Raw genomic sequence first — 25,692 nt, forward strand, 5'->3', positions numbered from 1 at the left:
ATGCAGGGCTTAGGAGGACAGTATTACCCTTGATCAGGCATAGTACCATCTAAGTATTTTTCAGCGTCTAATGCAGCCATACAGCCCGTGCCTGCAGAAGTAATAGCTTGACGATAAATGTGATCGCTCACGTCACCGGCAGCAAATACACCTTCAACGCTAGTTTGCGTTGCGTTTCCGTTAGTGCCACTATTCACCACGATATAGCCGTCTTTCATTTCTAGCTGGCCATCAAAGATATCAGTGTTTGGCTTGTGACCGATAGCAACGAAAAGACCCATTACATCAATCTCTTCTGTCGCATCACTGTTGGTATCTTTAATGCGAACTTTAGTTACGCCCATTTCATCACCAAGCACTTCATCAAGCGTACGGTTTAGGTGAAGCACAACGTTACCATTTTCCGCTTTGTCACGAAGACGCTGTTCCAAAATCTTTTCGCTTCTAAAGCTATCTCTTCTATGAATAACGTGCACTTCTGACGCAATGTTGGAAAGATACAGTGCTTCTTCAACTGCAGTATTACCACCGCCGATAACCGCTACTTTCTGGTTGCGGTAGAAGAAACCGTCACAGGTCGCACAGGCAGAAACACCTTTACCCATAAAGGCTTGCTCAGACTCAAGACCTAGGTATTTAGCAGACGCGCCTGTAGCAATGATTAATGCGTCACAGGTGTAGGTACCGCTGTCGCCATAAAGCGTGAAAGGACGCTTTGAAAAATCAGTTTTGTTGATATGGTCGAAAATGATTTCGGTGTCGAACTTCTCTGCATGCTTTTGCATACGTACCATTAGATCTGGGCCAGTTAGGCCTTCAGGATCGCCCGGCCAGTTTTCAACTTCTGTTGTGGTAGTAAGCTGTCCGCCTTGTTGAATACCAGTTAACAGTACAGGTTTAAGGTTTGCACGTGCAGCATAAACCGCTGCTGAATAACCTGCTGGGCCTGAACCCAAGATAAGTAGACGGACGTGTCTGCTTTCTGCCATTTTCCTCTCCAAATAATTCACCCGCCGTGGGTTACTTATAAAATTCTCTTAGAAAGCTAGGTAGGGGCGAAAATTCGTAAATCAAGCACAACACCTAGTTACTTTTATTATAGTAGTTTGCCAGTGCAGCATCTGCAGGTCCGTCATTAACTCGTTTAAATAAAAGTAACAACAAAGCCATGCTGCAAATTGTTTGGGCTTAAGCGCTATATGATGCCTTTAAGAGAGAAAAATGTCACTTAAAGATAAGTTCAATTTATACCATTTAATTATTAAGCTCGTTTTGACTTTGTAGTACCTTTACGAACAAGAATGAGTTATGCAGTTTATGCCCTAATAACTGCATCGAAATGCAGAACAAATATCTACAGATAATATTCGGCTGTTAATTAAAGCGCGCCAAGATTGCAATGAAACTTAATGATCCATTAAGCGCTCTTGTTTGATAAAATTAAGGAACAGTGGTTAGCGTGAATAGCACTAACAATATGCGTGAAAAAAAGCGCAATAAAATTGTAATGCCATAAAAGCCGTTTACAATTTAGAAGTACGTACCTAAAAAAGAAGAGGTGAGCCATGTCTCAATCAGTAATGACAATGTTGAAAAACGGTCAGCAGTACATGAAGACATGGCCTGTTAGAAAAGAGCTCTACGCCTTTTTTCCAGAGTGCCGGGTTGTGGCTGCGACCAAATTTGCGATTAAGACAATGCCGCCTGTCGCTATGGTGTCGTGCGCACTTTTGTATCAAAACCTTGGCACAGATTATCTCCCTCAAACTATTACCATAGGCGCTTTTTTCTTAAGCCTGCCCATGCAGGGCTTGTTATGGCTAGGGCATCGCTCAGACCAATACCTTCCGCCACAACTTAAAAGCTGGTATCAAGAAATCCATTCAAAAATGCTAACGCAAGGCGTTAGTGTGAGTAAAGCAAAGTCTAAACCCAAGTACAAAGAACTCGCGCAGCTTCTTAAAACGGCGTTTAACGATTTAGACAATGCTTTTACCAAGCATTGGTTTAACTAACAAAAGGCCAAGTTTCAGCAAGTCGAGAGTTAAACAGGGTAAATGGAGAGTTATTTGGTGAACTGCAAAGCGCTTATGATGCTTTAAGTAGGCTTTGGCATTTCCTGCACTTGTATTGAGCTCCTTTTAAAATATTATTGTGTCTTCGCGTGCTCAACGCATAAGTATCACAGTTACATACATATACAAAGGTTTTGGCTACCTGCTTTACATCGAATTGATGCGTAGCTGATGGCGAGCGCTTAAAAACACTCAGCATAATCGACCGCCATTCTTTCCCGTGGGGTTGGACCCTGCCAAACAATGCCCATACCAGTAAATGACTGACCTCATGCGGGATCACGTCCTCAAGAAACGCATCGACATTATCTTTGAAAAGAAGAGGGTGAAAGTTAACGCGGTTTTGTTGCAAAAATGCAGTGCCTGCATTTTTACCTGAGCGTCTAAAAGTGATGGTTGGGCGGTCAAAACGACGTTTAAAATATTGCTCAGCCTGCTCATAGCAACAAAAAACAGCGTCGGTTATAACGCGACGCTGTTCATTAGTTAGGTCATTTGAAGCGATCTTGCTGCCTCACTATACGTGTCATTATGTTTACTTGTTTTTAATGCATATTACTCGACATCACAAGGTAAACACAAAACATAAGTACCTTTAGGATCGTTAAGCTTATTCATCAGGCTAAACTCTTGAAGCACACGTTTGAACTCGTTAACTAATGCAGAGTCGGCGTGAGCAAACTGCCACTTGCCTACAAACGTCATAGCCTGGCCGAAAAACTCTTTCCAGAAAATTTCTTGTGCACTCAAGGTACGTTGAACATAGAAAGTGTCGTATTTTTCAAGCTCTGCAAATTCTGCCGCGGCAGTAACAGCGTCTTCAAGGGTGCCTAATTGATCAACAAGGCCCAATTCAATTGCGTCTTCACCTATCCATACGCGACCTTGCGCAACGCTATCAACGTCTTCAACAGACATGTCACGTGCCTTAGATACGAGTGACAAGAAATTGCCGTAAGTGTTTTCTACATTGCGTTGTAAAATTTGGCCAAATTCAGGTGCAAGAGGGCGAATAGCTGAGAACCCGGCAAGCTCTGTCGAACCCACGCCGTCACTATGGATACCAAGGTAGTCGAGTGAGTTTTCATATGTCATGAACATGCCGAACACGCCAATAGAACCTGTAATAGTGCTTGGGCTGGCAATAATTTTGTCGGTACTTGCTGCAATCCAGTAGCCACCAGACGCCGCGTAAGTACTCATAGAGGCAATAACCGGCTTGCCGGCTTGTTGGAGCTGCAATACTTCTTGACGAATCACTTCAGAAGCAAATGCACTACCTCCCGGTGAATCAATTTGAAGAACAACAGCTTTTACGTTGTCATCTAAGCGTGCTTTTCTTAGTAAGCGTGCAGTGCTATCTCCACCAATGGCGCCCGCTTTTTGATTGCCATTTAAAATAGTCCCTTTTGCAACAACAATGGCTATTTTATCCATGTCTGACTCGATAACAGGCATGGGTGGATTTACTACTTTGAGGTAAGTGTTGAAGGTAGTGAGGTTTACGCCGTGTTCGTTATCACCTTCACCCACTAAATCGGTTAATTCAACTCTCACTTCCTCTCGAGTTTTTAGAGCATCCACCCAGTTGTTTTCTAGGGCATACTTAGCAAAGTCACCACCAGCAGCTTCAAACTTAGCTAAAAGACCTTCCAAGGTTTCATCGAAGTTAGACTCATCAATGCCGCGAGCTGACGCAACGTCAGACTTGTATTGCGCCCAGTAGCCGTCTAACCATTGCTTTTCTGCTTCTTTTGCTTCATCAGACATGTCGTTACGCATGATAGGCTCAACGGCAGATTTATAAGTTCCTACGCGGAATATGTGAGTGGTAACTTTAAGTTTCTCAAGCATATCTTTAAAGTACATGCCGTAACGTCCGTAACCTTCGAACATCAATCCACCCATGGGATTTAGGTAGATATTGTCAGCATGAGCGGCAAGGTAATATTGATCTTGTGAAAAATAATCGCCAATCGCGTAAACGGGTTTTCCTGATTCTTTGAATGTGTCGATAGCGTTGGCTACATTGCGCAACTTATCTAAACCGCCGCCTGTTAACCCGTGTAGGTCTAGAACAAGGGCTTTTATACGTCGGTCTTTTTTGGCATTCTCTAACACTTTAACTACGTCGCGAACAAGCACTTCTGGGTTTTCGGGCTCGCTACCTAGTGACTCCTGCAAAAATTGCTCAAAAGGGTCAATGCTTTCTTTTTCAATAACGAGTTTGCCGTTCAAGGTAAGGAAAAGCGCGCTGTCCTTATTGACCGTTAGCGGGTCATCATCCTGACCAGCAATGGCGATAATCAATCCAACAAAAATAACAATGAATATCAAATTAAAGAAAAGTTTGCGGGTGAAGTTAAGCACCGTCCACAAGCCAATAAATAAGGATTTAGTCCAATTTCCTTTGGCTGCCATTTTAATCACTACCTTTTTTTGAATTTACTAACCAGAGCAAGATAGATCAGGCATACCTTACTCACGTACTGCATTCTATTATGTTACCTAAATCGAGTAAGATCGCGAACTTAATTGTAATTTTTTGTGAGTGTCTTTTTTTGGGCGACTTACGATGACTCTTATTCTGCGTTCTTTTTTTCGTCTTGCTCCAGCCACTTTTGAATGAGGGAGGCAATACGTTTGTGATTATCCTCGCTCATCGTCATAAGAAATTTTCCATTCTTTGCTTTATAGCCCGTTTTTCCATGGCCCTTTTTCATTAGTCGTAAAAACGGTGAGGGTTTATTTTCGCGCGATGAAATTTTTTTCATAAAGTGCCGTTCTTATTTCTTAATCACACAAAGTAGACAAAACAATGACACACATTTACCAACAAATCGTAGCCCGACTACAAGTAGCAGATGGCATCCCTTTGCTTTTATTGCGCGTGTATTTAGCACCAGTGATGATACAGGCTGGCTGGAATAAAGCATCCAGTTTCGACAGTATTGTAGATTGGTTTGGTAACGATGATTATGGGCTTGGTTTACCAATGCCTTTGGTAATGGCGTTCTTAGCTACAGCGGCAGAACTCGTGGGCGGTGTTCTATTGTTATTGGGGGCATTGACCCGCTTGGTGAGTATTCCATTAATGGTAACCATGATAGTCGCTATGGTGAGCGTTCACGCTAAGAATGGGTGGCTCGCTATTGCTGATGCGTCTTCATGGCTAGCCGACGGTACAATTTTACTGAATGAAAACATTATGGCTGCGCCAGAAAAGCTTGCGGCAGCTAAATCATTGTTACAAGAGCATGGCCATTATGACTGGCTTACTTCCAGCGGAAACTTTGTGGTACTAAACAACGGCATCGAATTCGCTGCTACCTATTTTATTATGCTTTTAGTTTTGTTTATCCATGGTGGTGGACGCTTTTTTAGTGTCGATTACTATGTGAATAAAGCCATGCGTTCTAAAAGTAGTTAGAGACGCTCCATCTGCTGTACAAAAGGGCGGAATTTTCTGGTCTTTTTCGTTTATGAGCCGTAGGATCTAGCATTCAAGTTAGGTAAATCATTGTTGTTGGCACGCTTTTCTCGATTATGAAAATCGAAGCGTGATAACAGCAACGTGAAAAAATAAAGTAGGGACGTAAATGGACGCATTAACATTGTTACTCAACAGAAGTTCACAGCCTCGATTGGAAGCGCCAGCACCTAGTGGTGATGCCTTAGAGAATATTATGCAGGCTGCACTACGTGCCCCAGACCATGCTTGTCTTACTCCGTGGCGTTTTATTGTGTGCACAGGAAAAGGACTGGATAAGCTAGGTGCACTCTACGAGCAATCCGCTATTGAAAATGAAAAGTCGCAGAAAGAAATTGAACGTGCCGTGCAGCTTCCTCACCGCGCACCTATGGTTATCGTAGCCATCGCAAAGCACGTGGAACATGAAAAGGTACCGCGTGTTGAGCAGATAGCGTCGGCAAGCTGTGGCGTTATGGCGATGCAAATGGCAGCAGTAGCACAAGGGTTTAACGGCATGTGGCGCACCGGTGGCTACGCACACTGTGAGACGGTAAGAAACGGATTAGGTTTAAGTGAAGAAGACGAGCTGGTAGGTTTCTTATATTTAGGAACACCAGCGTTTGAGCCTGCACCTAAACCGCAAAGAAATAGTAACGACTACTTTGAATTTTGGCAGTAGTTGATACCTATTCGAATAAACTGCCGCATTAGATAGCTAGCGGCGGGTAATAAAGGTCTTATTTTTATAAGTAAGCTAAAATAAGACCCTAACATTTAACCTAGAAAGATAGGTCTACATTATAACCAGCGAACTTCCTGATATTAATAACGCGATCGCCATCTAGCATCCAGTATTGCCCTTTGATACCTTGCAATACACCAGTAAATGACGGTGTCTTATCTAAGTTTAAAGATTTTATCTTTACCGGATAATCTTCAACAGGGTAATGAATATCATGGATAGGCGTAGTCACTTCTGATACTGCTTGAAGCCCTTTTTCTTGCTTCAGCGCTTCTAGCTCACTTTCTATTTTACCCATTAATTCGGCTTTGGCCTGTTCTAAATCAACCTCGTCAGGTTTGCCTTTTAACATTGTTCGCCAATTGGTTTTATCGGCAATGTGATCCTTGCACAACGTTTCAACCAAACCACTGGTAAGCCTGTCAGGAACTCGCAGCATTACGGTAGCTTGCGTAGCTCCTTGATCCATCCACCGCGTAGACACGCCTTCAGTGACTTGACGAGTGATGCCCACTTTTACCGTACCTGTGTTAGCCAAATAGACAAAATGCTCACTAAAGCAATGTTCTTCACCCCACTGAGGCTCTCTGCAAGTTCCTTCGTGGTAATGGCACTTTTCTGGCTTAATAATGCAGCTATCGCATTGTGCCAGCGATATCAAACACGGGTAGCAGTATCCTTGATTGAAGCTTTTTTTGGTTTTGCGGTTGCAGTGAACACAGTTGATTTCACCAGAGTAGGTTACCGTTACTTCCTTGCCGATAAGAGAATTGATATCTACCAACTCATCACCAATTGGAAGCGAGTAGTGCACGGTATTGTTTTCATCAGCGGTGGTACGCATTTTTTTAAGCATACCCGAATATGTTGTTGTCACTTGTTGAAACCTTTTTCTTAAAAACTTTATTTGTAACGACTGTTAGTCGCTTAATTCGCCGCGCAAGTTTTGCGTTAATAGATGGCTTATTTCTTCAAAAGGAAGCCCTTTACTTAATAAGTAGTGCAGTTTCGCGAGGGCAGCCTCGGGCGTCATATCGCTACCCGATAAAACTCCTACTTCTTGTAGGCCATGGCCAGTGGCATAGCCACCCATGTTTACGCGACCGCGCATACACTGGGTACAATTCAAAACCGGAATTTCTCTGGCTTTTGCGTACTTTAACTGTGCAATAAGCTCAGGATTCTGGGGTGCATTCCCCACACCATAACTCAGTAAAATCAATGCGTTCACCGGCTGCTGCAGCGTGTTTTTTATTACCTCTGGCGCAATACCTGGATACAAACTAACCATGCCGATCGGTTGGGCTTTGACGCTCGAGACCGTTAAGGTGTTGTTTGGGGTCTTTGCTAATTCACCGGCTTTCAGACGAATGTTAATGCCAGCTTCTAACAGTGGAGGAAAGTTAGGGGAGTCAAAGGCACTGAACCCATCTGCATCTACTTTACGGCTGCGGTTGCCACGAAGTAGTCTGTTATTGAAGAACAGTCCGACTTCAGCAATGGGGAAGTTCGCGGCAACGTATAACGCGTTTAGAAGGTTGACTTGACCATCTGAGCGAAGCTCTGCCAGTGGAATTTGAGAACCGGTAACAATGACAGGTTTTGACAAATCCTCAAGCATGAAACTCAGCGCCGAGGCGGTGTATGCCATGGTGTCTGTACCGTGCAAAATAATGAAGCCATCGTACTTGTCGTAGTTGTCGGCGATATCATCGGCAATACGCTGCCAGTCAGACGGATCCATGTCTGATGAATCGATAAGGTTATCGTATTCATGCAGTGTAAAAAGGGGCATTTCAGAACGATGGAACTCCGGCATTTTTTTCAGTGTGTCTGACAAGAAGCCTGCAGCGGGTACGTAGCCTTGCTTAGACGGCTTCATACCAATAGTTCCACCTGTATAGGCAATATATATATGTTTGCGCATGAAATGACCTTACCTTACCCTTAATTTGGGAATACTTTTCAAAAGGGGATAGCGTAAATTGACGGGCATTCTAACAATACCCACGGGTTTGTCACCCTGAAATACTGAGGCACAAAAAAGCGGTGAAGATCACCGCTTTTATCCTATATCAACTTATTAGCAACGCTAGGTTGAGCCCTATGCTGAAGTTCGGTACTACTTAACTTCTTTACCCGCTGCTTGTTGGTCTGCATGGTAGCTAGAGCGGACCATAGGGCCGCATGCTGCATGCGTGAAGCCAATTTCTTTTGCGTAGTCACCTAGGGCGTCGAATTCCTTAGGGTGTACGTAGCGCTTAACCGGGTAGTGGTGACGGCTTGGCTGAAGGTATTGACCCAGCGTAAGCATGTCCACATTGTGAGCGCGCAGATCATCAAGTACGCCTTGAATTTCTTCGTTCTCTTCGCCCATGCCCATCATCAGGCCAGATTTGGTCATCACGTCAGGGTGTTGCGCTTTAAACTTCTTAAGCAAATCCAACGACCACTGATAATTCGCTCCAGGACGACACTCGCGATACAAGCGCGGAATGGTCTCTAGATTATGGTTGAACACATCAGGTACGCCGTTTTTGAAAATCTCAAGCGCACGATCCATACGTCCACGAAAATCGGGAACTAATACTTCGATTGTCGTTGTTGGACTGTGTTCGCGTATAGCGTTGATACAGTCTACGAAATGCTGAGCGCCACCGTCGCGAAGGTCATCGCGGTCAACAGAAGTAATGACCACATAGCGCAAATTCATTTCTGCAATGGTTTTAGCCAGCTTCTCAGGCTCTTCTGCACTAGGCGGAAGCGGCTTACCGTGGGCTACATCGCAGAAAGGGCATCGACGGGTACAAATGTCACCTAAAATCATGAAGGTGGCTGTACCGTGATTAAAACACTCTGCTAGGTTGGGGCAGCTTGCTTCTTCACACACAGAATGAAGATTGTTTTTGCGCAGGGTTTTCTTGATGTGGTCAATTTTCTCGGTAGTACGAGGAAGTTTGATTTTGATCCACTCAGGCTTGCGCAGCATTTCTTCCTTTTCTGTAGGAATAATGGTGACGGGTATGTGTTTTACTTTTTCATCATCGCGAAGTTTTACCCCCGCTTGAGGTCGTGCGTTACTCATCAAAACCTTCTTTATATGTTGGCTGTGCAAGGGAAAGCGCTTCTAGCAACAAATTCGTTAATTCCTTACCAGCGGTTTCAAGTGTCGTTGGACCATTAAGGCGCGCGGTATCGGTCATTTCCATACCGGCGTAACCACATGGGTTGATACGCTGAAACGGTGATAGGTCCATATTAACATTTAAAGCTAAGCCATGAAACGAGCAGCCATTACGTATTCTTAAACCTAAAGAACAAACTTTCTTCTCATCGACGTATACGCCAGGCGCGTCGGGCTTCGGATACGCGGTTACGTCGTATTTTCCAAGTAGTCCGACCACCGCTTCTTCCATAGCAGTGACTAAATGGCGAACACCTAGCTTTCTGCGCTTAATGTTTAGCATCAGATAAATAACTTGTTGGCCTGGACCGTGATAGGTCACTTGGCCGCCTCGGTCAACTTGAACAACAGGAATATCACCAGGCATAAGTATGTGTTCAGCTTTGCCTGCTTGTCCTTGCGTAAAGACGGCATCGTGTTCAACAAGCCAAATTTCATCTTGGGTGTTTTGGTCTCGCTCATCGGTGAAGCGTTTCATTGCCTCGAAGATAGGCTCATACGGCTGACGCCCTAACTGACGCACTATAACGCCGTTCGCGTCAGACGCTATCGACTGCTCATTCACTTAAAGTACAACCCTAACCAGCTCTAATTTGGCAAGTTCAGTGTAAATGGTTTCCATGTGCTCTTTGCTGGTTACACGCACGCTGATAGAAACCGAGTGGTAAGTACCTTTACTACTTGGTTTTACGTTAGGTGAGTAATCGCCAGGCGCATGTTGCTGAAGGCAGCTCACTACCTGTTGAGGTAGGTCTTCATGAGCAACGCCCATGACTTTAAACGTTTGGTTTGTTGGAAAATCTAGTAATTCGTCGAAACGGGTATCCATGCGATATCCTTGGTACTTAAAATATCATATAAAAAAACGGCCAGATTGTAACAAATCTGGCCGCTTCACAACTAGCTTTTTAACGTATTCAGTAAAGGTGTTTACTCGTCGTCAAATCCTAGCTGAAGCATAATGTAGTCTTTAGCGCGGTTAAAAAAGCTGCCTTCTTTTACTTCTTGAAGCGTTACCAATGGGTAACTCGCCACATCTTCACCGTCTAGTTGTAGATACAGTTTTCCAACAACCTGACCTTTTGCAAGTGGCGCTTCAAGCTTGTCATCAAGTTCGAAGTTAGCTTCTAAATTAGCCGCCTGACCGCGTGGAATAGTAATGGGGGTAGATTGATTAATTCCAAGGTCTACTGTCTCTCTATCACCCATATAGATGCGGTGAGCAACGAAACTATGACCAGCTTGGTATGGCGTAAGTGTCTCGTAAAAACGGAAGCCATACTTAAGTAGCTTTTTGTTTTCAACTTTACGTGCACGTTCGCTATCAGTACCCATAACGACAGAGATTAGACGCATACCGCCTTGCTCTGCAGAGGTGATTAGGCTGTAGCCCGCATCAGACGTGTGGCCAGTTTTAATGCCATCAACGTTTAAGCTTTTGTCCCACAACAGGCTATTGCGGTTGTATTGCTTGATGCCGTTGTAGGTGAATTCCTTCTCGCTATAAATCTTGTACATTTCTGGTGTTTCTGCGATAAGCGCGCGAGACAAAATCGCCATGTCACGAGGGGTAGTGTAGTGATCAGGATCGTGAAGACCGTGAGCGTTTACCCAGTGTGAGCTTGTCATGCCCAGTGATGCTGAATGAGCATTCATCATGCTGGCAAAAGCAGATTCCGAACCTGCTACGTGTTCAGCCATTGCCACACAGGCGTCGTTACCTGACTGCACAACGATACCGCGCAGCAAATCACTTACAGAAACTTGTGTTCCAACTTCGATGAACATTTTTGACGAATCAGGGAATTTTTTCGCCCATGCATTCTCAGAAATGGTGACTTCATCGTCAAGACTAATGTTGCCTGCTTGAAGTTCTTTACCAATAACATAAATAGTCATGATTTTGGTTAAACTTGCTGGTGCAAGCTGCATGTCTGCGTTTTTTGATGCAATAACATTACCGGTTTCATAGTCGGTAAGTAAAAAACCTTCTGCAGCTACAGTGGGAGCAGGGGGGGTGACTACTGCTGCGTTTGCTGTATGCAGTAATGTCCCCATCACCAAAAAGGCAAATGAAAGTAATGACGGTTTAGCGCGTTGAATTATTCTGAGCATGGTTCTAATTTCTTTGACCGTTTTATCCGTGTGAGTTAAAGCTTACCCTATTATTGCGATGACCGCGAAACGATGACCGCAAAACAGGGCTACCCAATTTTAGCTTTTGTCCAGTTCGTAACCGAATTCTGTTGTTTCACCTACTTATTAGCTGAGGTGACCAGAGATCTTAACGAAAGGCTGCTTATAAGACTAGGTTTTATCAAAAAAGTTTACGCGATTGTAGGTATTAGGCGAAGAAACCGTGATATTGCCTGCTGAATGACACAATGCTGCCACAATGTCGCTGTTTTAATGAGCGTCGATACACAACAAATTACATCGCTTGTGTAATCGCGTAAGCGTTGGGATAACCGTTTTGCTTTAACTGTTCAAGAACCTCCGCGACGACTGCTTCATCGTGGATAGGGCCTAACTGTAGTTTATAAATGTTATCCGCTACTGGCAGGTGAGCGGGAATTTGATATAGCGCCGATAGCACGTTAGAAATAGATTTTGCTTTCTCGGCGTTTGAAAGCGCGGCGACTTGAATATAAATCGCATCACTTACCGCGTTGCTGCTTTTCTCACTGCTGCTTGTGTTGGTATCCGCGGTGTTCGAAGAGGGGGCTAATGGCGGAGTAGGTGAGTTTGCTGCCAAGGTCGGTGCGGGTACTACCGCAATACCCAAATATTCATCGTAAGTGACGGTTGGACTGTTTCCCACTGTCACATTGTTTTGTTCGTCAAAGTGGATAACTTCAAGTTTGACTCGCGCTGTGCCTTTACTGTGGTAGCCTAGTTTTACTGCGGCTGCATACGACAAATCGATAATTCTATCATCGTGAAAAGGGCCTCGGTCGTTAACGCGGACGATCGCTTGTTTGTTGTTTTCCAAGTTAGTAACACGCACGTAAGAGGGCAGTGGCAATGTTTTGTGGGCCGCGCTCATGGCAAACATATTGTAAGTTTCGCCATTTGAGGTTAAGTGACCATGAAACTTCTGACCATACCAACTGGCGTAACCGACCTCTTCATAGCCTTTACCACTATCCATTGGCGTGTAGTGCTTGCCCAGTACTTTGTATGGCCTGCTGTTAAACATGCGGTAGGCTTCGTATTTAGGTACAGCATCAAGTGTTTCTGGTTTTTTGGCAACGTGCTTAGGCGCAGAGTCTTGCTTTTGGGTATAGCGACCAGATTGTGTAGGTGCACTTTGACATCCCACTAATGCCAAAACTATAAAGACAGCTGAGCCATAGCGAAAAAACTGTCCGTTTGCCAGATTCTGGTTAACAAGACCCGCATTAACTAAACCCGCTTTTACAAAATCAAGTACCGAAAAAAGGCGCTGCAACATACAAGTTATCTAGACATTAAACGTTTCTGAGTGGCAATGGCCATAAGAATGCCAAAACCTGCCATTAAAGTCACCATAGATGTTCCTCCAAAGCTCACTAGAGGAAGGGGAACACCCACCACGGGAAGTAATCCGGACACCATGCCCATGTTTACAAATACATAAACAAAAAAAGTAAGCGTAATACTGCCGCCAAGCAATTTTGCATAGGCGTCTTGTGCTCGACTAGAAATAATTAGGCCGCGCATAATAATGAAAATGTATATTGCCATTAAGCACATAACGCCGGTAAGCCCGAACTCTTCGCTGAAAACTGAAAAGATAAAGTCGGTGTGACGTTCGGGTAAAAATTCAAGTTGTGACTGGGTGCCTTGCAGCCAGCCTTTGCCGTCTACACCACCGGAACCAATGGCAATTTTAGATTGAATTATGTGGTAGCCAGACCCTAGCGGGTCGCTTTCCGGGTTCAAAAAAGTAAGAACCCGCTGTTTTTGATAATCCTTCATTAAAAAGAACCACATAACAGGTGCAAACGCGCCAACTAACCCGCCTACAACAGAAATAAGCCGCCAGCTCATACCTGCCAGGAATATGGCAAAGATACCTGAACTGGCGATGAGTAATGAGGTCCCTAGATCAGGCTGCTTTGCAATGAGAATGGTGGGCACGACCACCAAACCAAACCCAACGATAATATGTGTCGTGCGTGGGGGCATAGTGAATTTACTGATATACCACGCAACCATCATAGGCACGGCAAGCTTCATCAGTTCAGAGGGCTGAAAACGGATAAAGCCCAGGTCTAGCCAGCGCTGTGCGCCTTTGCCCATATCACCAAATAATAATACGGCAATTAGCATGAGCAGGCCTGCACCATAGGCATAGGTTGAGAAAAACCTAAACACGCCCAAAGGGGCTTGGGCTAACCCAAACATAACAATAAAGCTAAATCCCAGCCTGATAAACTGGCGCTCCATTTGCTCCATATCCTGACCTGACGCCGAGTACAGAGTAAATAGCCCAACACAACTTAGCACGAGTAGCCCGACTAACAGCCAGCCATCGATATGAATGCGTTGAAGAAAACTTATTTTATTAGGGTTTATGGTGGTTCTCTTCACTAGTTCGTCCCTAATTCATTATCACTGTTTGCCGAGTCAGCTTTGGCAGATTCAAAAACACGGTCTCTGAAATAGAAATCCATGATTTGACGGGCGACGGGTGCTGCGTTCTTACTACCACCGCCTACGTTTTCAAGGACCACGGTTACCGATATCTCTGGATCATTGAAAGGTGCAAAGCCAACATACATGGCATTGTCTCGAAGACGCTCATCAATTTTAGTAGCGTCATATTTTTCATTCTGACCGACGGTAAATAACTGTGCTGTTCCTGTCTTACCCGCAGAGTCGTAGGGGGTATCTGCAAACGCATGACGCGCGCCGCCTTCTTCCCCACTCACAACATCGCGCATGGCGTTTAACACCACATCCAAATTGTTACGGTTCTTAATTTCTATAGGCCGCAGCGACTTTAATGGGATAAGGTCGACAGAACCATCGGTGTTCATATAACCGCGAATGATTTGTGGAATATAGCGTTCCCCAGCATTGATCAGCGTATTAACAGATGTATTTAACTGTACCGGCGTGGTGGTCCAATAGCTCTGTCCTATACCAACGGGGATGGTGTCACCAATATACCAAGGTTGATTAAAGCGAGCGCGTTTCCAGCCTCGGCTAGGCATGTTAGCATCTGACTCTTCATAAAGATCGATACCCGTGAAATCGCCGAATCCGAATTCGTACATAGATTCACTGATTTTATCGATACCCAATTTATACGCTAGCTCGTAATAATAAGTATCACACGACACTTCTATTGCTTTTGATACGTCAACTTTGCCATGTCCCCACCGACGCCAATCGCGCCACACGTGCGACACATTTGGCAATTGATAGCGACCTGTATCGTTAATGGTGTAGTCTTTGGTGATAATGCCTTCTTCTAGTCCCACAAAACCAAGGTGCGGTTTAATGGTAGAAGCGGGAGGGTATTGTCCTTGTGTCGCCCTGTTAATTAGCGGACGGTCTGGCGAATTCAGTAGCGCAGAGTAATTCTTGCTGCTGATACCGTGCACAAATAAATTGGGGTCGTAACTAGGGTTAGAATAAAGTGCCAGTACGCCACCTGTTTTAACATCGGTAACCACTACAGCGCCGCGCATGCCTTCTATTATTCGCTGGGCTTCTAACTGAAGCTCTAAATCCAGGTTAAGTACGATGTCTTTGCCCGGTGTTGGTGGCTCAACACTGAGTACACGAATAATTCGGCCTTGGTTGTTTACTTCGACCTGCTGATAACCCACTTTTCCATGAAGCAGCTCTTCGTGATATTTCTCTATACCTAGCTTACCGATATCGTGGGTTGCGGCGTAATTATCTTCTTGGCCTGCTTCAACGAGTTTTTGTAAGTCTCGCTTGTTAATGCGTGCAACATAACCCAGTGCATGGGTAAGCGTTTCTTTATAAGGGTAATGACGAGCCAAGCGGGCTTCAATTTGAACACCTGGAAACTTGTGTTTACTGGCAGAGAACAGCGCTACTTCTTCTTCGCTCAGCTGAGTACGAAGCGCAACGGGTTTAAATCTTCGCGTTCCTTTAAGCGTAGATTGAAAGCGTTCAATTTCATCGCTGGTGATGCTCATTAATTCGGTCAGTTCGGCAAGGGTTTGTTCAATATCATCCACTTGCTCTGGAATAACTTCCAAACTGAAAACCGGACGGTTCTCGGCTAAAAGCACGCCGTTACGGTCATAAATGAGACCGCGGTTAGGCGCTACGGGCAGCACTTTAATTCGGTTACCGTTAGAGCGGGTTTGATAATCTTCAAACTGGGTAACCTGTAAAGAATAAAGATTGTTAAGTACAATGCCCAACATGGCAACAACAATAATAAAAGCAATGGTCGCACGGCGTGCAAACAAGTTCGCTTCAGCTGAGTGGTCCCGTATTGCTTGACGTTTTCGTTGCATTGACTTCCTTTGCATTAATAAAGCGACCAATTACTCACGGTGATAAGGGTGATTTTGGGTCACCGACCAGGCGCGGTACAGGCTTTCGGTAAGAATGATCCTAACAAGTGGATGGGGGAGGGTTAGGGCTGATAAGGACCACTTTTGTTCCGACGCAGCAATACATTCCGGTGCTAGCCCTTCTGGACCACCAATAAGCAGACTTACGTCGCGCCCGTCCATTTTCCAATTGTCGAGTTGTTTAGCAAGCGTGGGCGTGTCCCAGGGTTTACCCGTTACTTCCAACGTAACAATGCGGTTCCCTTTTGGAATAGCGGCCAGCATTTGCTCGCCTTCCTTTTCTAAAATGCGCTTAATATCGGCGTTTTTGCCTCGCTTGCCGGCAGGAATTTCAGTGAATGACACTGGCATGTCGCTAGGAAATCGACGAATAAATTCATCTACACCGGTATTTACCCAGTTTGGCATCTTTGTTCCAACCGCGACGATTTGTATACGCACTTCTTTTACCCTTACCGCAGGAATTAGTTTTTCACTTATACAATAAAGGCCATACGCATTTGAGTATGGCCTTTATTGACCGTGCTACTGAATGTTTATAGCAAGCGTTTACGCCACTATGACCACAGTTTCTCTAGCTGGTAGAAATCACGGGTTTCATCTTGCATAACGTGCAAAATAACATCACCAAAATCAACCAGAACCCATTCGCCGGTTTCCTTACCTTCCACGCTTCCAGGTGCGTGGCCCGCTTTCTTCGCTTCTACCATGACATTTTCTGCAATAGATGAAACATGGCGCTTTGAGTTACCTGAACAAATGATCATGGTATCTGTAATAGTTGATTTGCCGCGAACGTCTAGTTCAATAACATCACGGCCTTTCATATCGTCAATTTTGTCTTTAACAAACTGTTTGAGCTGTTGACTCTCCAAGAGTTTTCCTCACTTACTTAACTTTTATATAACTGATGTTCGCTTATGTAATCTAAAACGCTTTCTTCTAACCATAAATTAGATAGGTCAGCATTTGAACTGTTTGGCGTACCCGATTTCTCGGACGTGGCAGCACTTGCTAGTACGTCACGAATTTCAGTAGATGAAACACTAAAAAGCGGTGTGTTGGTTAACACTACATGGCCTGCAGGCTTTGCGTGAATAACATTTTTATCGTTAGTCACATGACAATCTAACCAAGCTTGTATTGCGGGAGGAGGCGAAAATTTCTCATCGTCTCTGCGCATAACCACTAAGTGACAATAATCGAGCAGGTGTTCCCACTCGTACCATTTGTCCAGATTATACAGTGAATCTGCGCCAATGAAAAAACAGATTGTGTCATCGCTTTTTTCTTTAAGTGCACGCAGTGTTTTAACTGTATAAGAGGGTGACGGAAGCGTCAGTTCAATTAACTCTGGAATAAGTCTGTCATTGTTTTGGGCGCAAAGTTCAATCATTTTTACCCGATGGCTTTCTGACACACCTACTGACTTATGCGGAGCTAATTTACAAGGCATGAGATGGACGTGGTTTACTCCAATTTCATCTGCCGCTTTAAGTGCCGCACCAATATGGCCTTTGTGCGGCGGATTAAATGTACCACCAAGAATGGCTTTCACCGGTGGATATGCTCGAGAAGCGCCGGAAAGACTCACTTAGAATCGCCCATTATGCTTGTAACAGCGGAATGTCGCGAAGGTCCATACCCATAAACATCATACACAGGTGACACATTTCAACGTAAGGGCGGGCAATCACATTTTGTTTGAATGCATGATCTGACTGAGTCAGCGCTTTTTGGATGTCTTCTAGCTGCGCGACGCTCAGACGATTCAAGGCACTTTGATAAAAACCTTGTCTATTACGCCAAATACCGAATTTTTGCCACTGAATGGGGGCACCGCTTTGCTGCGCTAGTTTTAGTTTCCACAACTGCTCCCACTCTCGAGTCAGCGCCCAAATAATGATGTTAGGCTCCAGACCCTCGCTCTCTAATCGATATAGCATTTTTATGCAGCGGGTAGTGTCGCCGCTAAGCATAACGTCAACCAATTGGAAAACGTTGAAGCGCGACTGGTCGACCATCGCCTTTTCAATTTGTTCGTCTGAAATAGACTGGTGTGGATAGAGTAGGGCGAGTTTGTCAATTTCTTGCTTAGCAGCAAGCATGTTGCCTTCGCAGAAATCAGCAATCATCTTAGCACCCGACGCTGATACGGAGAGTTGGTGGGCATTTAACTGCTGGTTTAGCCATGCATTGAGCTGCTTGCCTTCTAAAGGGTAACACAATACCGACGCGCCCAAATCATCAAGCACTTTAAACCATTTGCCGCGCTGCACGTCTTTGCCAATTTTGGGGCCGTGAACCAGCAACAAAATATCGGGGTTTAATGATGCCGCGACTTCTTGCAGCATTTTACTGCCTTCAGTGCCCGGTTTTCCCGTAGGTAGCTCTAATTCAATAAACTGTTGGCTTGAGAAAAGCGACATGCTTTGTGTGGCTTCAATCAACTGATTCCAGTTAAAGCCTGTTTCAGCAACAAGAACGGTTCGTTCTTCAAAACCATTGGCTTTTGCTTTAGCGCGTATTTGCTCAATGACATCAAACTTCTGCTGGGGTTCATCTCCAAACACCAGATAGCACGGGCGAAGTGCCTTGGTAATATCTTGGCTAAATTGGTTTGGATAAATCTGCATGAAGAATTCTGATATTTACTGACTAATGGAAGTCGATGCATTTGGTGCAGCGGCTGCCTGACTGGAAAGGCGTCTAATCATGATATCAGCCGCTTCATCACGCATTTCACTTAACATCAATTCAAGTTCACGAGACTTTGCCAACACTTGGTCAGGGTCGTCTTGATAGTCACGTACTACTTCAAATTGCACCATTACCGCTTCCTTACCAGGAAACTGCACGCGGTAACGCACAACATATATCAGTTCATATTCAGCAACTTGACCTGAAGGATAAACTGACAGCAGCTGACGTTCTAATTTTTCTGGTAATAAGTAAATATTAACGTTTTCGTTAGAGCGAGCTGTTTTATCTACGCTGACACTGGTTAGCCCGTAAACGTTCAAGCGTTTATCAAGCGCACGCGCCAAAGGCGCATGTGCTCGAGCACTTTCAATGGCAACCGTGTTAATGTCATCTGGAAGGCTAGGGCTGCTTCTTAAATGAAAGCCACAGCCTGTTACCAAAACGGTACCCAACACGGCGACTGCGAATTGTAAGTGCTTTTTCATCACTACCTGACCTAGTTAGCTACAATGTTTACAAGCTTGCCAGGTACAACAATTACTTTACGAATGGTTTTACCTTCGATGAATTGCTGAACGTTTGGCTGCTCTTGCGCAGACGCCTCAATGCTCTCTTTGCTTGCATCAGCAGCAATTGTCATTTTAGCGCGAACCTTACCGTTAACCTGAACAATGATAAGTTTTTCGTCTTCAACCAATGCAGCTTTATCAGCTTGTGGCCAAGGTGCAAGGTCAATATCTTCGCTGTGACCCAACACTTTCCATAGCTCGTGAGCAATGTGCGGCGTAATGGGGTTTAGAAGCAACAAGATTGATTCACAGGCTTCGCGCATAATCGCGATATCCTGCGCGTTTTCTTGTGGCGCTTTTTGAAGGTGGTTTAATAATTCCATCACCGCTGCTACCGCAGTGTTAAAGGTTTGACGACGGCCTAAGTCATCAGACACTTTTTCAATGGTCTTGTGTACTTCACGGCGAAGTGCCTGTTGGTCTTTCGACAGTGCCTTAATATCAATTGCTTCTGGCGTGCCTTTTTCAACGTGTTCGGTCACTAATTTCCAGATACGACGTAAGAAGCGGTTTGCACCTTCAACACCAGAGTCTACCCACTCAAGGGTTTGCTCCGGTGGCGCAGCAAACATGGTGAATAAACGCACCGTATCGGCACCGTATTGGTCAATAACTTCTTGCGGGTCGATACCGTTATTCTTCGACTTAGACATTTTCGTCATACCGCCGTGAATAACTTCTTCACCGTCAGCAGTTAGCCATGCTTTAACAATACGGCCTTTATCGTCCTTTTCAGTGCTTACTTCGGTGGGCGAGAACCAGGTTTTCTTACCTGATGCGTCTTCACGATAGTAAGAGTCGGCTAATACCATGCCTTGACATAGCAAGCGCTTGAACGGCTCATCAGAGTTTACCAAGCCTTCATCGCGTAACAATTTGTGGAAGAAACGCGAGTAAAGTAAGTGCAAGATAGCGTGTTCGATACCACCAATGTACTGATCTACTGGCAACCAGTAGTTAGCTGATGTCGGGTCAAGCATGGCATCGTTGTTAGTAGCACAGGCATAGCGCGCGTAGTACCACGATGACTCCATAAAGGTGTCGAAGGTATCCGTTTCACGTAACGCGGCTTCGCCATTGTATGTGGTTTTTGCCCACTCAGGGTCAGCTTTAATTGGCGAGGTAACGCCATTCATTTCTACGTCTTCAGGTAAAACGACCGGTAGTTGGTCGGCAGGAACTGGAACAGATTCACCGTTTTCCAAATTTAGCATTGGAATAGGTGCGCCCCAGTAGCGCTGACGGCTTACACCCCAGTCACGAAGACGGTAATTTACCTTGCGCTTACCACAGCCTTTGCTTTCAAGTTCATCAGCAATACCGTTAAATGCGGCATCGAACTCAAGACCGTCGAACTTACCTGAATTGATCAAGCTACCTTTTTCAGTAAATGCAGAGGCGGTAAGGTCGCACTTATCTTCATCACCTGCGTTTGGCGCAATGACTTGTTGAATAGGTAGGTTGTATTTAGTCGCAAATTCCCAATCGCGCTGGTCGTGGCCAGGAACAGCCATTACCGCGCCTGAACCGTAGTCCATCAACACGAAGTTAGCGACCCAAATTGGAAGCTTTTCACCGGTTAGTGGGTGAACAACCTCAAAACCAGTGGCGAAACCTTTCTTCTCCATGGTTGCTAATTCAGCTTCAGCAACTTTGGTGTTTTTACATTCTTCGATAAAGGCCGCTAAATCTGGGTTCGATTTTGCTGCGAAATCGGCAAGAGGGTGCTGCGCAGCCACTGCAACGTAAGTAACGCCGTAGAAGGTATCTGGACGCGTGGTATATACCGTCAAATCGGCAATGTCGTTAACCGCTGACGCTAAATCGAAGGTAATTTCAACACCTTCAGAGCGGCCAATCCAGTTTGCCTGCATTGCGCGTACTTGGTCTGGCCATTCTTCAAGCTGTTCCAAGTCTTGTAAAAGTTCTTCGGCGTAGTCAGTAATTTTAATAAACCACTGAGGGATCTCTTTTTGCTCAACCAGTGCACCAGAGCGCCATCCACGACCGTCGATAACCTGCTCGTTAGCCAAAACAGTTTGGTCTACAGGGTCCCAGTTCACAGTAGAGTTTTTCTTGTAAACTAGACCTTTTTCGTAAAGACGTGTGAAGAACCACTGTTCCCAGCGATAGTAATCTGATTTACATGTGGTTACTTCGCGATCCCAGTCGTAACCGAAACCCAACGAGCGAAGCTGGTTTTTCATGTAATCAATATTTGAGTATGTCCATTTCGCAGGCGCAGTATTGTTGTTAATTGCTGCATTTTCAGCCGGAAGACCAAAAGCATCCCAACCCATTGGCTGCAATACATTTTTACCCTGCATGCGCTGGAAACGGCTGATCACGTCACCAATGGTATAGTTGCGCACGTGGCCCATGTGAAGTCGGCCACTAGGATATGGGAACATAGACAGGCAGTAGAACTTTTCTTTTTCTACGTCGTCATTTGCTTTAAACGATTGGTTTTCTTCCCAGTATTGCTGAACGCGTTGTTCAATGTCTTTCGGATTGTACTGATTATCGGCCATGAAACTTAGGCTTCCGCATTAAAAGTTAAAACGTTTATGGGGCGGCATAAGGCGAGTTTGTAGCAACGCCAACTAACCGCGCGTGGGATTCACCCACTTAACATACATATAGCCCAATAGAATAACCCAGCGCTAAGCCATGCCTCAATAGCTTAACACCGAACTAGGCAATATTTATTGTTGCTTGCTTGAAAAGTGAGCATTAATGACACAGTTTACGTCGATTGAACATAAGAACTCGCCCCATTTGCTCATCTTACTTGCTCTTGGCGCCATCTTATCTTGTCGATAAACAGGCCCTAGTGTCGCATCTAATTATTGTCACTAAACGCGGTTAGCGCATTTAGCTGTTGCGCCTGCACGTTGTCAACCACTCGAACTAAATTGGCGGCGTCTTCGTTAGATGCTTTTTTGCCATTAAAGTGAATATTACCTGAGGCGTGGTAGGTAAGGGTGACTTTGGTTTTCGGTATGCGGCCGTCTTGTGTGTTTGCATCCGATGATGTGCTCGATGCTATTGTGCTGAATTCCCATGTTAGCGCTCCTGAGATACCCATCTCTTGAAGCGGGCCTAACCCGCCAGTCATTACCACTTTTTTATTCGGTTCAACATAGCTTACCTGCATATGCGCCGCACTCGCCGTGTCTGTCGTTTCACAGAAACAGCCACCAGCCTGCTCATCTATGCGCAAAGCACCTTTCCACCATGTGTGGTCTTTCGGCCACCACATATCCACATGTTGAATAAAATGAGAGTACACTACTTCAACAGGCGCATAGCTTTCACTCTCATTGGTAATAGAAAACCCTGAGTTATCTGCATAGTTTACGTTAGCGATGCTCATTGAAGAAAATGCCGTGCCCAGAAAGGTTGCAAGGAAAGAGGAGGTGAGCAGAAGGGTTGAGCGAGTTTTCAATTTTTTTGTCATTGTTATTCCCCTGTTTTTGTTTATTGGTTATTGCCCGCGAAATCTGTTCTCGTCGCCAAAACGAATTTCGATCTTTGTGTTTTCTAAGGTAATTGAAAGCAGCTTGCGTTGCTACTTACTTTAAAGCCTTACTGTTACAGGATTCTTCAGAGCTTTGTCTTGACCACATTGTCCTTACGGCTCTGACGTTGGCGCGCTTTTCTTAACGCTGTGATTTTAATGCTCTGATCCAAATTATGTGGCAGAAGTAAATGCAGCGGTTAAATTGAAGTAAGTTCTTTCGTACTTAACTCCTTTTCGGCTTTAATTAAACGCTACACCCTGTGTCGCAAGGTATCAGTTTTAATGAAGGCCACAAAAAGCTCGTGGTACTTGCCAATTCCTCTCTAAAGTCATGAAGGTGGTTGTTTGTTGTGCAATTAGCGATGCAAAGCTGTCTTATTCGGGATAAGCGTTTGACACTAATGTTAATTAGGGTTTCACTTAAGTAAAGAAACAAAGATAGAACAGACATGTCTGTAGACAGTAAATTATATGCGTTAGATGTAGACGCGCTTTCACCTACCATAAATCGCCGAGCGATAAACAGTGCCTTAAAAGATGATGAAGCGCTAAATGCGACCTTCATTGGGCAAGAGCGTGCGCGTGAAGCACTTACGTTTGGGTTAGGTATTAACACCAAAGGCTATAATCTTTACGTGATGGGTGAGCCCGCTACGGGGCGCTTCACTCTAGTGAAGGATTACATTGAACGCCAAGTTGCCCAGCTACCGGCGCCTGATGATTGTTGTTATATCAACAATTTTGACGAAGAGCGCGAGCCTGTTGCGTTAAAATTTCCTCCCGGTGGTGGAAAAGCATTCCACAAGGACATGGCTGCCCTTATCGACGATGTCTTAGACTCGCTGCCTGTTGCCTTTGATAACCCAGGGTATCAGCGCCGTCGTGCCTCAATATCCAGAGAGTTCGAGCAAAAGTACGATGCGGCAATCGACGCGGTAGAACGTTACGCACAAGCGAATGATGTTGCGCTGTACGAAGAAGGCGGCTCTATCACGTTTTCACCCATTGTTAACGGGAAGCCTATAAGCGATACCGAATTTGCCTCGCTAACTGATGAGCAGCGGGAAGGATTTTATACCCTTATTGATGAACTAGAAAATAGATTGAGTGAGAGCCTGTTAAGCCTTCCTACGTGGAAGCGCGAAAACTCTGAGCGTCTGCGTGAGCTTGACAAAAAGACCGCAGAGCAGGGGATTAAGCCGCTGCTAAAAGTGCTTGAGCACAAATACGCATCTGAATTAGGGGTAATGAAGTACCTCAAGCAGCTTAAAACTGCATTGGTCAATGCTATCTTAGTCATTCACAGTGAAGAGCAGAAAGAAGAGAAGAGTGATGACTTCGACAAGAAGATATTTTTAGAAGAGCAATTTCTTCCTAACGTTTTGGTGTCGAATAAACTCGATGACGCAGCCCCCGTTATTTACGAGCCAAACCCAACTTATCAAAATTTATTTGGCAAAATAGAGTACACCAACATTCACGGCAGCGTGTTTACTAATTATCGTATGATCCAGCCCGGTGCATTACACCGTGCAAATGGCGGTTATTTGTTATTGGATGTTGACCAACTTATTGAGCAACCTTTTGTATGGGATACCCTAAAGCTTGCCATTAAGTCACAACGCTTACGCATGGACTTACCTCAGCAAGACGTGGGTATGGTGAATAACATTACGCTAAACCCACAGCCTATAGACTTAAATGTGAAAATCGTTTTGTTAGGCTCTCGCGACCTGTACTACACGCTGCAAGATTATGATGACGAGTTTGACGAACTTTTCAGAGTGTTGGTGGATTTTGACTTGGAAATTCCCGTTACCCGGCAGGCGCTTTTCGACTTTGTAGGCAAGGTGCGTGCGCATCTTATTACATTAGGGCTTGAAGGGATAACGGCTAATGCCATGTGCAGGTTGGTTGAGTATTCGCTTAGAATGGCCGAGCACAAAGAAAAACTATCTGCGCATTTTGCTGAAGTTATCGAACTGGTTAATGAAGCCTATTATTTCTGCCAAAAATCTAACGCCGACACGCTAGAACTTGACCACTTAAAGACAGCATTAAGTGCGAAAAAGCGTCGCACCGGCCGCGTTAGTCAAACGCTTTTAAACGATATTAAAGAAGGGCACGTGCTTATTGCCACTGAAGGCAAAGCGGTAGGAAAAGTAAACGGATTAACCGTATTGGATATTGGTGATACGGCATTTGGTACACCCGCACGCATTACATCTACTGTGTTTGCTGGGGCAAGCGGTGTGGTTGATATTGAACGCGAGGTAGAGCTTGGACAGCCTATTCACTCAAAGGGCGTAATGTTGCTTAATGGGTATTTAGGTAATAAATACGCTCAGCATTTCCCGTTAACGCTTTCTGCAAACATCGCATTGGAACAGTCTTACGGTCATATAGACGGCGATAGTGCATCCCTTGGTGAGCTGGTTGCGCTTATCTCTGCGTTGACTGAAATTCCTTGCTTACAAACCTTGGCCATTACGGGTTCCATAAACCAGTACGGTGAAGTGCAGGCCGTTGGCGGTGTTAACGAGAAAATAGAAGGCTTTTTCGACTTGTGTCAACATCGTGGCCTAACCGGTACACAGGGCGTTATTATTCCTAAATCGAATGCGATTAATTTGGTATTAGACACCACCGTTATCGACGCTGTGAAAAAAGGTCTGTTTCACATTTACACCGTTGAAACCGTTGATGACGCGCTAACTATTCTAATGGAACAGGAAGCAGGTAAGATTAGCAGTAAAGGACGTTATCCGAAAAATTCAATCAATTACCATGCCGTGAATCGTTTGTACAATATTGCCCTTATTGTGAATGGTGGGGAAGGTGAGTGAAGTTATGTTAATCTGTTCAAAAAAATTTCT

The 25,692-nt window shown here is 44.8% G+C and carries 24 protein-coding genes; 4 read left to right on the top strand and 20 right to left on the bottom strand.

The window, feature by feature from the left end; translation table 11 throughout:
• Positions 1 to 23: 23 nt before the first annotated feature.
• Positions 24 to 989 carry a thioredoxin-disulfide reductase gene (gene trxB, locus AC27KT_RS07360; RefSeq protein ID WP_487128685.1) on the bottom strand — a complete coding sequence of 322 codons (966 nt, stop codon included), beginning with the start codon at positions 987 to 989 and terminating at the stop codon, positions 24 to 26.
• Between the two features lie 576 nt (positions 990 to 1,565).
• On the opposite strand from trxB, the gene yfbV reads away from it, so the two are divergent.
• Entirely contained in the window at positions 1,566 to 2,015 is a 450-nt protein-coding gene (gene yfbV, locus AC27KT_RS07365) for a terminus macrodomain insulation protein YfbV (protein ID WP_487128687.1), read from the top strand.
• A 73-nt stretch (positions 2,016 to 2,088) separates the two neighbouring features.
• Here yfbV and AC27KT_RS07370 read toward each other — a convergent pair whose 3' ends face one another.
• The 3 genes from AC27KT_RS07370 to AC27KT_RS07380 form a co-directional block, all read right to left on the bottom strand.
• On the bottom strand, positions 2,089 to 2,580 hold the full coding sequence (locus tag AC27KT_RS07370; protein WP_487129066.1) for a SprT family zinc-dependent metalloprotease: 492 nt from the start codon (positions 2,578 to 2,580) through the stop codon (positions 2,089 to 2,091).
• A gap of 50 nt (positions 2,581 to 2,630) precedes the next feature.
• On the bottom strand, positions 2,631 to 4,496 hold the full coding sequence (gene sppA / locus AC27KT_RS07375; protein WP_487128689.1) for a signal peptide peptidase SppA: 1,866 nt from the start codon (positions 4,494 to 4,496) through the stop codon (positions 2,631 to 2,633).
• Positions 4,497 to 4,657: 161 nt separating this feature from the next.
• A complete protein-coding gene (locus AC27KT_RS07380; RefSeq protein WP_039220626.1) occupies positions 4,658 to 4,849 on the bottom strand; it encodes a hypothetical protein in 192 nt (63 codons plus the stop codon).
• Between the two features lie 44 nt (positions 4,850 to 4,893).
• On the opposite strand from AC27KT_RS07380, the gene AC27KT_RS07385 reads away from it, so the two are divergent.
• Both AC27KT_RS07385 and AC27KT_RS07390 read left to right on the top strand, forming a co-directional pair.
• A complete protein-coding gene (locus AC27KT_RS07385; protein ID WP_487128691.1) occupies positions 4,894 to 5,505 on the top strand; it encodes an HvfX family Cu-binding RiPP maturation protein in 612 nt (203 codons plus the stop codon).
• A gap of 169 nt (positions 5,506 to 5,674) precedes the next feature.
• Positions 5,675 to 6,226, top strand: a complete 552-nt coding sequence (locus tag AC27KT_RS07390) for an NAD(P)H nitroreductase (RefSeq protein ID WP_014949342.1) — start codon at positions 5,675 to 5,677, stop codon at positions 6,224 to 6,226.
• A 100-nt stretch (positions 6,227 to 6,326) separates the two neighbouring features.
• Here the strand turns inward: AC27KT_RS07390 and AC27KT_RS07395 are convergent, their stop codons facing one another.
• From AC27KT_RS07395 to AC27KT_RS07470, 16 genes are all read right to left on the bottom strand, one after another.
• Positions 6,327 to 7,166, bottom strand: a complete 840-nt coding sequence (locus AC27KT_RS07395) for a DUF2797 domain-containing protein (protein ID WP_487128694.1) — start codon at positions 7,164 to 7,166, stop codon at positions 6,327 to 6,329.
• Positions 7,167 to 7,208: 42 nt separating this feature from the next.
• Positions 7,209 to 8,216 (bottom strand): asparaginase, encoded by a 1,008-nt coding sequence (ansA, locus tag AC27KT_RS07400; protein WP_487128696.1) that lies wholly within the window; start codon positions 8,214 to 8,216, stop codon positions 7,209 to 7,211.
• Between the two features lie 195 nt (positions 8,217 to 8,411).
• The gene (gene lipA / locus AC27KT_RS07405; RefSeq protein ID WP_487128698.1) at positions 8,412 to 9,374 is read right to left on the bottom strand and encodes a lipoyl synthase; all 963 of its coding nucleotides are present in this window, start codon (positions 9,372 to 9,374) and stop codon (positions 8,412 to 8,414) included.
• The gene (gene lipB / locus AC27KT_RS07410) at positions 9,367 to 10,038 is read right to left on the bottom strand and encodes a lipoyl(octanoyl) transferase LipB (protein WP_487128700.1); all 672 of its coding nucleotides are present in this window, start codon (positions 10,036 to 10,038) and stop codon (positions 9,367 to 9,369) included. Before lipB ends, lipA begins: the two co-directional genes overlap by 8 nt.
• A complete protein-coding gene (ybeD, locus tag AC27KT_RS07415; RefSeq protein ID WP_014949347.1) occupies positions 10,039 to 10,302 on the bottom strand; it encodes a DUF493 family protein YbeD in 264 nt (87 codons plus the stop codon). It lies immediately after the preceding gene.
• Between the two features lie 101 nt (positions 10,303 to 10,403).
• The gene (locus tag AC27KT_RS07420; protein ID WP_487128702.1) at positions 10,404 to 11,588 is read right to left on the bottom strand and encodes a serine hydrolase; all 1,185 of its coding nucleotides are present in this window, start codon (positions 11,586 to 11,588) and stop codon (positions 10,404 to 10,406) included.
• A 316-nt stretch (positions 11,589 to 11,904) separates the two neighbouring features.
• Positions 11,905 to 12,927, bottom strand: a complete 1,023-nt coding sequence (locus tag AC27KT_RS07425) for a septal ring lytic transglycosylase RlpA family protein (RefSeq protein WP_487128704.1) — start codon at positions 12,925 to 12,927, stop codon at positions 11,905 to 11,907.
• 5 nt (positions 12,928 to 12,932) lie between these two features.
• Complete coding sequence (rodA, locus tag AC27KT_RS07430) at positions 12,933 to 14,048, bottom strand: rod shape-determining protein RodA (RefSeq protein WP_239245809.1); 1,116 nt, start codon at positions 14,046 to 14,048, stop codon at positions 12,933 to 12,935.
• Positions 14,048 to 15,961, bottom strand: a complete 1,914-nt coding sequence (mrdA, locus tag AC27KT_RS07435) for a penicillin-binding protein 2 (protein ID WP_487128706.1) — start codon at positions 15,959 to 15,961, stop codon at positions 14,048 to 14,050. The genes rodA and mrdA overlap by 1 nt, the downstream gene beginning before the upstream one ends.
• Before the next feature lie 30 nt (positions 15,962 to 15,991).
• The gene (gene rlmH, locus AC27KT_RS07440) at positions 15,992 to 16,462 is read right to left on the bottom strand and encodes a 23S rRNA (pseudouridine(1915)-N(3))-methyltransferase RlmH (protein WP_039220720.1); all 471 of its coding nucleotides are present in this window, start codon (positions 16,460 to 16,462) and stop codon (positions 15,992 to 15,994) included.
• Positions 16,463 to 16,578: 116 nt separating this feature from the next.
• Complete coding sequence (rsfS, locus tag AC27KT_RS07445) at positions 16,579 to 16,896, bottom strand: ribosome silencing factor (protein WP_159609639.1); 318 nt, start codon at positions 16,894 to 16,896, stop codon at positions 16,579 to 16,581.
• Positions 16,897 to 16,913: 17 nt separating this feature from the next.
• Positions 16,914 to 17,615: a nicotinate (nicotinamide) nucleotide adenylyltransferase gene (gene nadD / locus AC27KT_RS07450; RefSeq protein ID WP_487128709.1), complete on the bottom strand. Its 702-nt coding sequence runs from the start codon at positions 17,613 to 17,615 to the stop codon at positions 16,914 to 16,916.
• Positions 17,616 to 17,628: 13 nt separating this feature from the next.
• Positions 17,629 to 18,657: a DNA polymerase III subunit delta gene (holA, locus tag AC27KT_RS07455; protein ID WP_487128711.1), complete on the bottom strand. Its 1,029-nt coding sequence runs from the start codon at positions 18,655 to 18,657 to the stop codon at positions 17,629 to 17,631.
• A 15-nt stretch (positions 18,658 to 18,672) separates the two neighbouring features.
• Positions 18,673 to 19,209: an LPS-assembly lipoprotein LptE gene (locus AC27KT_RS07460; protein WP_487128713.1), complete on the bottom strand. Its 537-nt coding sequence runs from the start codon at positions 19,207 to 19,209 to the stop codon at positions 18,673 to 18,675.
• 11 nt (positions 19,210 to 19,220) lie between these two features.
• On the bottom strand, positions 19,221 to 21,824 hold the full coding sequence (leuS, locus tag AC27KT_RS07465) for a leucine--tRNA ligase (protein WP_487128715.1): 2,604 nt from the start codon (positions 21,822 to 21,824) through the stop codon (positions 19,221 to 19,223).
• Positions 21,825 to 22,135: 311 nt separating this feature from the next.
• On the bottom strand, positions 22,136 to 22,753 hold the full coding sequence (locus AC27KT_RS07470) for an SRPBCC family protein (RefSeq protein WP_487128717.1): 618 nt from the start codon (positions 22,751 to 22,753) through the stop codon (positions 22,136 to 22,138).
• 512 nt (positions 22,754 to 23,265) lie between these two features.
• Between AC27KT_RS07470 and AC27KT_RS07475 the strand changes: the two genes are divergently transcribed.
• On the top strand, positions 23,266 to 25,662 hold the full coding sequence (locus AC27KT_RS07475; protein WP_487128719.1) for a Lon protease family protein: 2,397 nt from the start codon (positions 23,266 to 23,268) through the stop codon (positions 25,660 to 25,662).
• Positions 25,663 to 25,692 lie beyond the last annotated feature (30 nt).

The organism is Alteromonas sp. 5NW40-0090, from assembly GCF_057552975.1.

What these genes read in the sequence shown, in the direction of transcription:
- holA (WP_487128711.1), bottom strand. Translation starts at nt 18,657, where the DNA reads ATGCAGATTTATCCAAACCAATTTAGCCAAGATATTACCAAGGCACTT.
- mrdA (WP_487128706.1), bottom strand. Translation starts at nt 15,961, where the DNA reads ATGCAACGAAAACGTCAAGCAATACGGGACCACTCAGCTGAAGCGAAC.
- AC27KT_RS07475 (WP_487128719.1), top strand. Translation starts at nt 23,266, where the DNA reads ATGTCTGTAGACAGTAAATTATATGCGTTAGATGTAGACGCGCTTTCA.
- lipA (WP_487128698.1), bottom strand. Translation starts at nt 9,374, where the DNA reads ATGAGTAACGCACGACCTCAAGCGGGGGTAAAACTTCGCGATGATGAA.
- yfbV (WP_487128687.1), top strand. Translation starts at nt 1,566, where the DNA reads ATGTCTCAATCAGTAATGACAATGTTGAAAAACGGTCAGCAGTACATG.
- trxB (WP_487128685.1), bottom strand. Translation starts at nt 989, where the DNA reads ATGGCAGAAAGCAGACACGTCCGTCTACTTATCTTGGGTTCAGGCCCA.
- sppA (WP_487128689.1), bottom strand. Translation starts at nt 4,496, where the DNA reads ATGGCAGCCAAAGGAAATTGGACTAAATCCTTATTTATTGGCTTGTGG.
- AC27KT_RS07390 (WP_014949342.1), top strand. Translation starts at nt 5,675, where the DNA reads ATGGACGCATTAACATTGTTACTCAACAGAAGTTCACAGCCTCGATTG.
- leuS (WP_487128715.1), bottom strand. Translation starts at nt 21,824, where the DNA reads ATGGCCGATAATCAGTACAATCCGAAAGACATTGAACAACGCGTTCAG.
- AC27KT_RS07380 (WP_039220626.1), bottom strand. Translation starts at nt 4,849, where the DNA reads ATGAAAAAAATTTCATCGCGCGAAAATAAACCCTCACCGTTTTTACGA.
- ansA (WP_487128696.1), bottom strand. Translation starts at nt 8,216, where the DNA reads ATGCGCAAACATATATATATTGCCTATACAGGTGGAACTATTGGTATG.
- ybeD (WP_014949347.1), bottom strand. Translation starts at nt 10,302, where the DNA reads ATGGATACCCGTTTCGACGAATTACTAGATTTTCCAACAAACCAAACG.
- AC27KT_RS07385 (WP_487128691.1), top strand. Translation starts at nt 4,894, where the DNA reads ATGACACACATTTACCAACAAATCGTAGCCCGACTACAAGTAGCAGAT.
- AC27KT_RS07425 (WP_487128704.1), bottom strand. Translation starts at nt 12,927, where the DNA reads ATGTTGCAGCGCCTTTTTTCGGTACTTGATTTTGTAAAAGCGGGTTTA.
- AC27KT_RS07460 (WP_487128713.1), bottom strand. Translation starts at nt 19,209, where the DNA reads ATGAAAAAGCACTTACAATTCGCAGTCGCCGTGTTGGGTACCGTTTTG.
- AC27KT_RS07420 (WP_487128702.1), bottom strand. Translation starts at nt 11,588, where the DNA reads ATGCTCAGAATAATTCAACGCGCTAAACCGTCATTACTTTCATTTGCC.
- AC27KT_RS07470 (WP_487128717.1), bottom strand. Translation starts at nt 22,753, where the DNA reads ATGACAAAAAAATTGAAAACTCGCTCAACCCTTCTGCTCACCTCCTCT.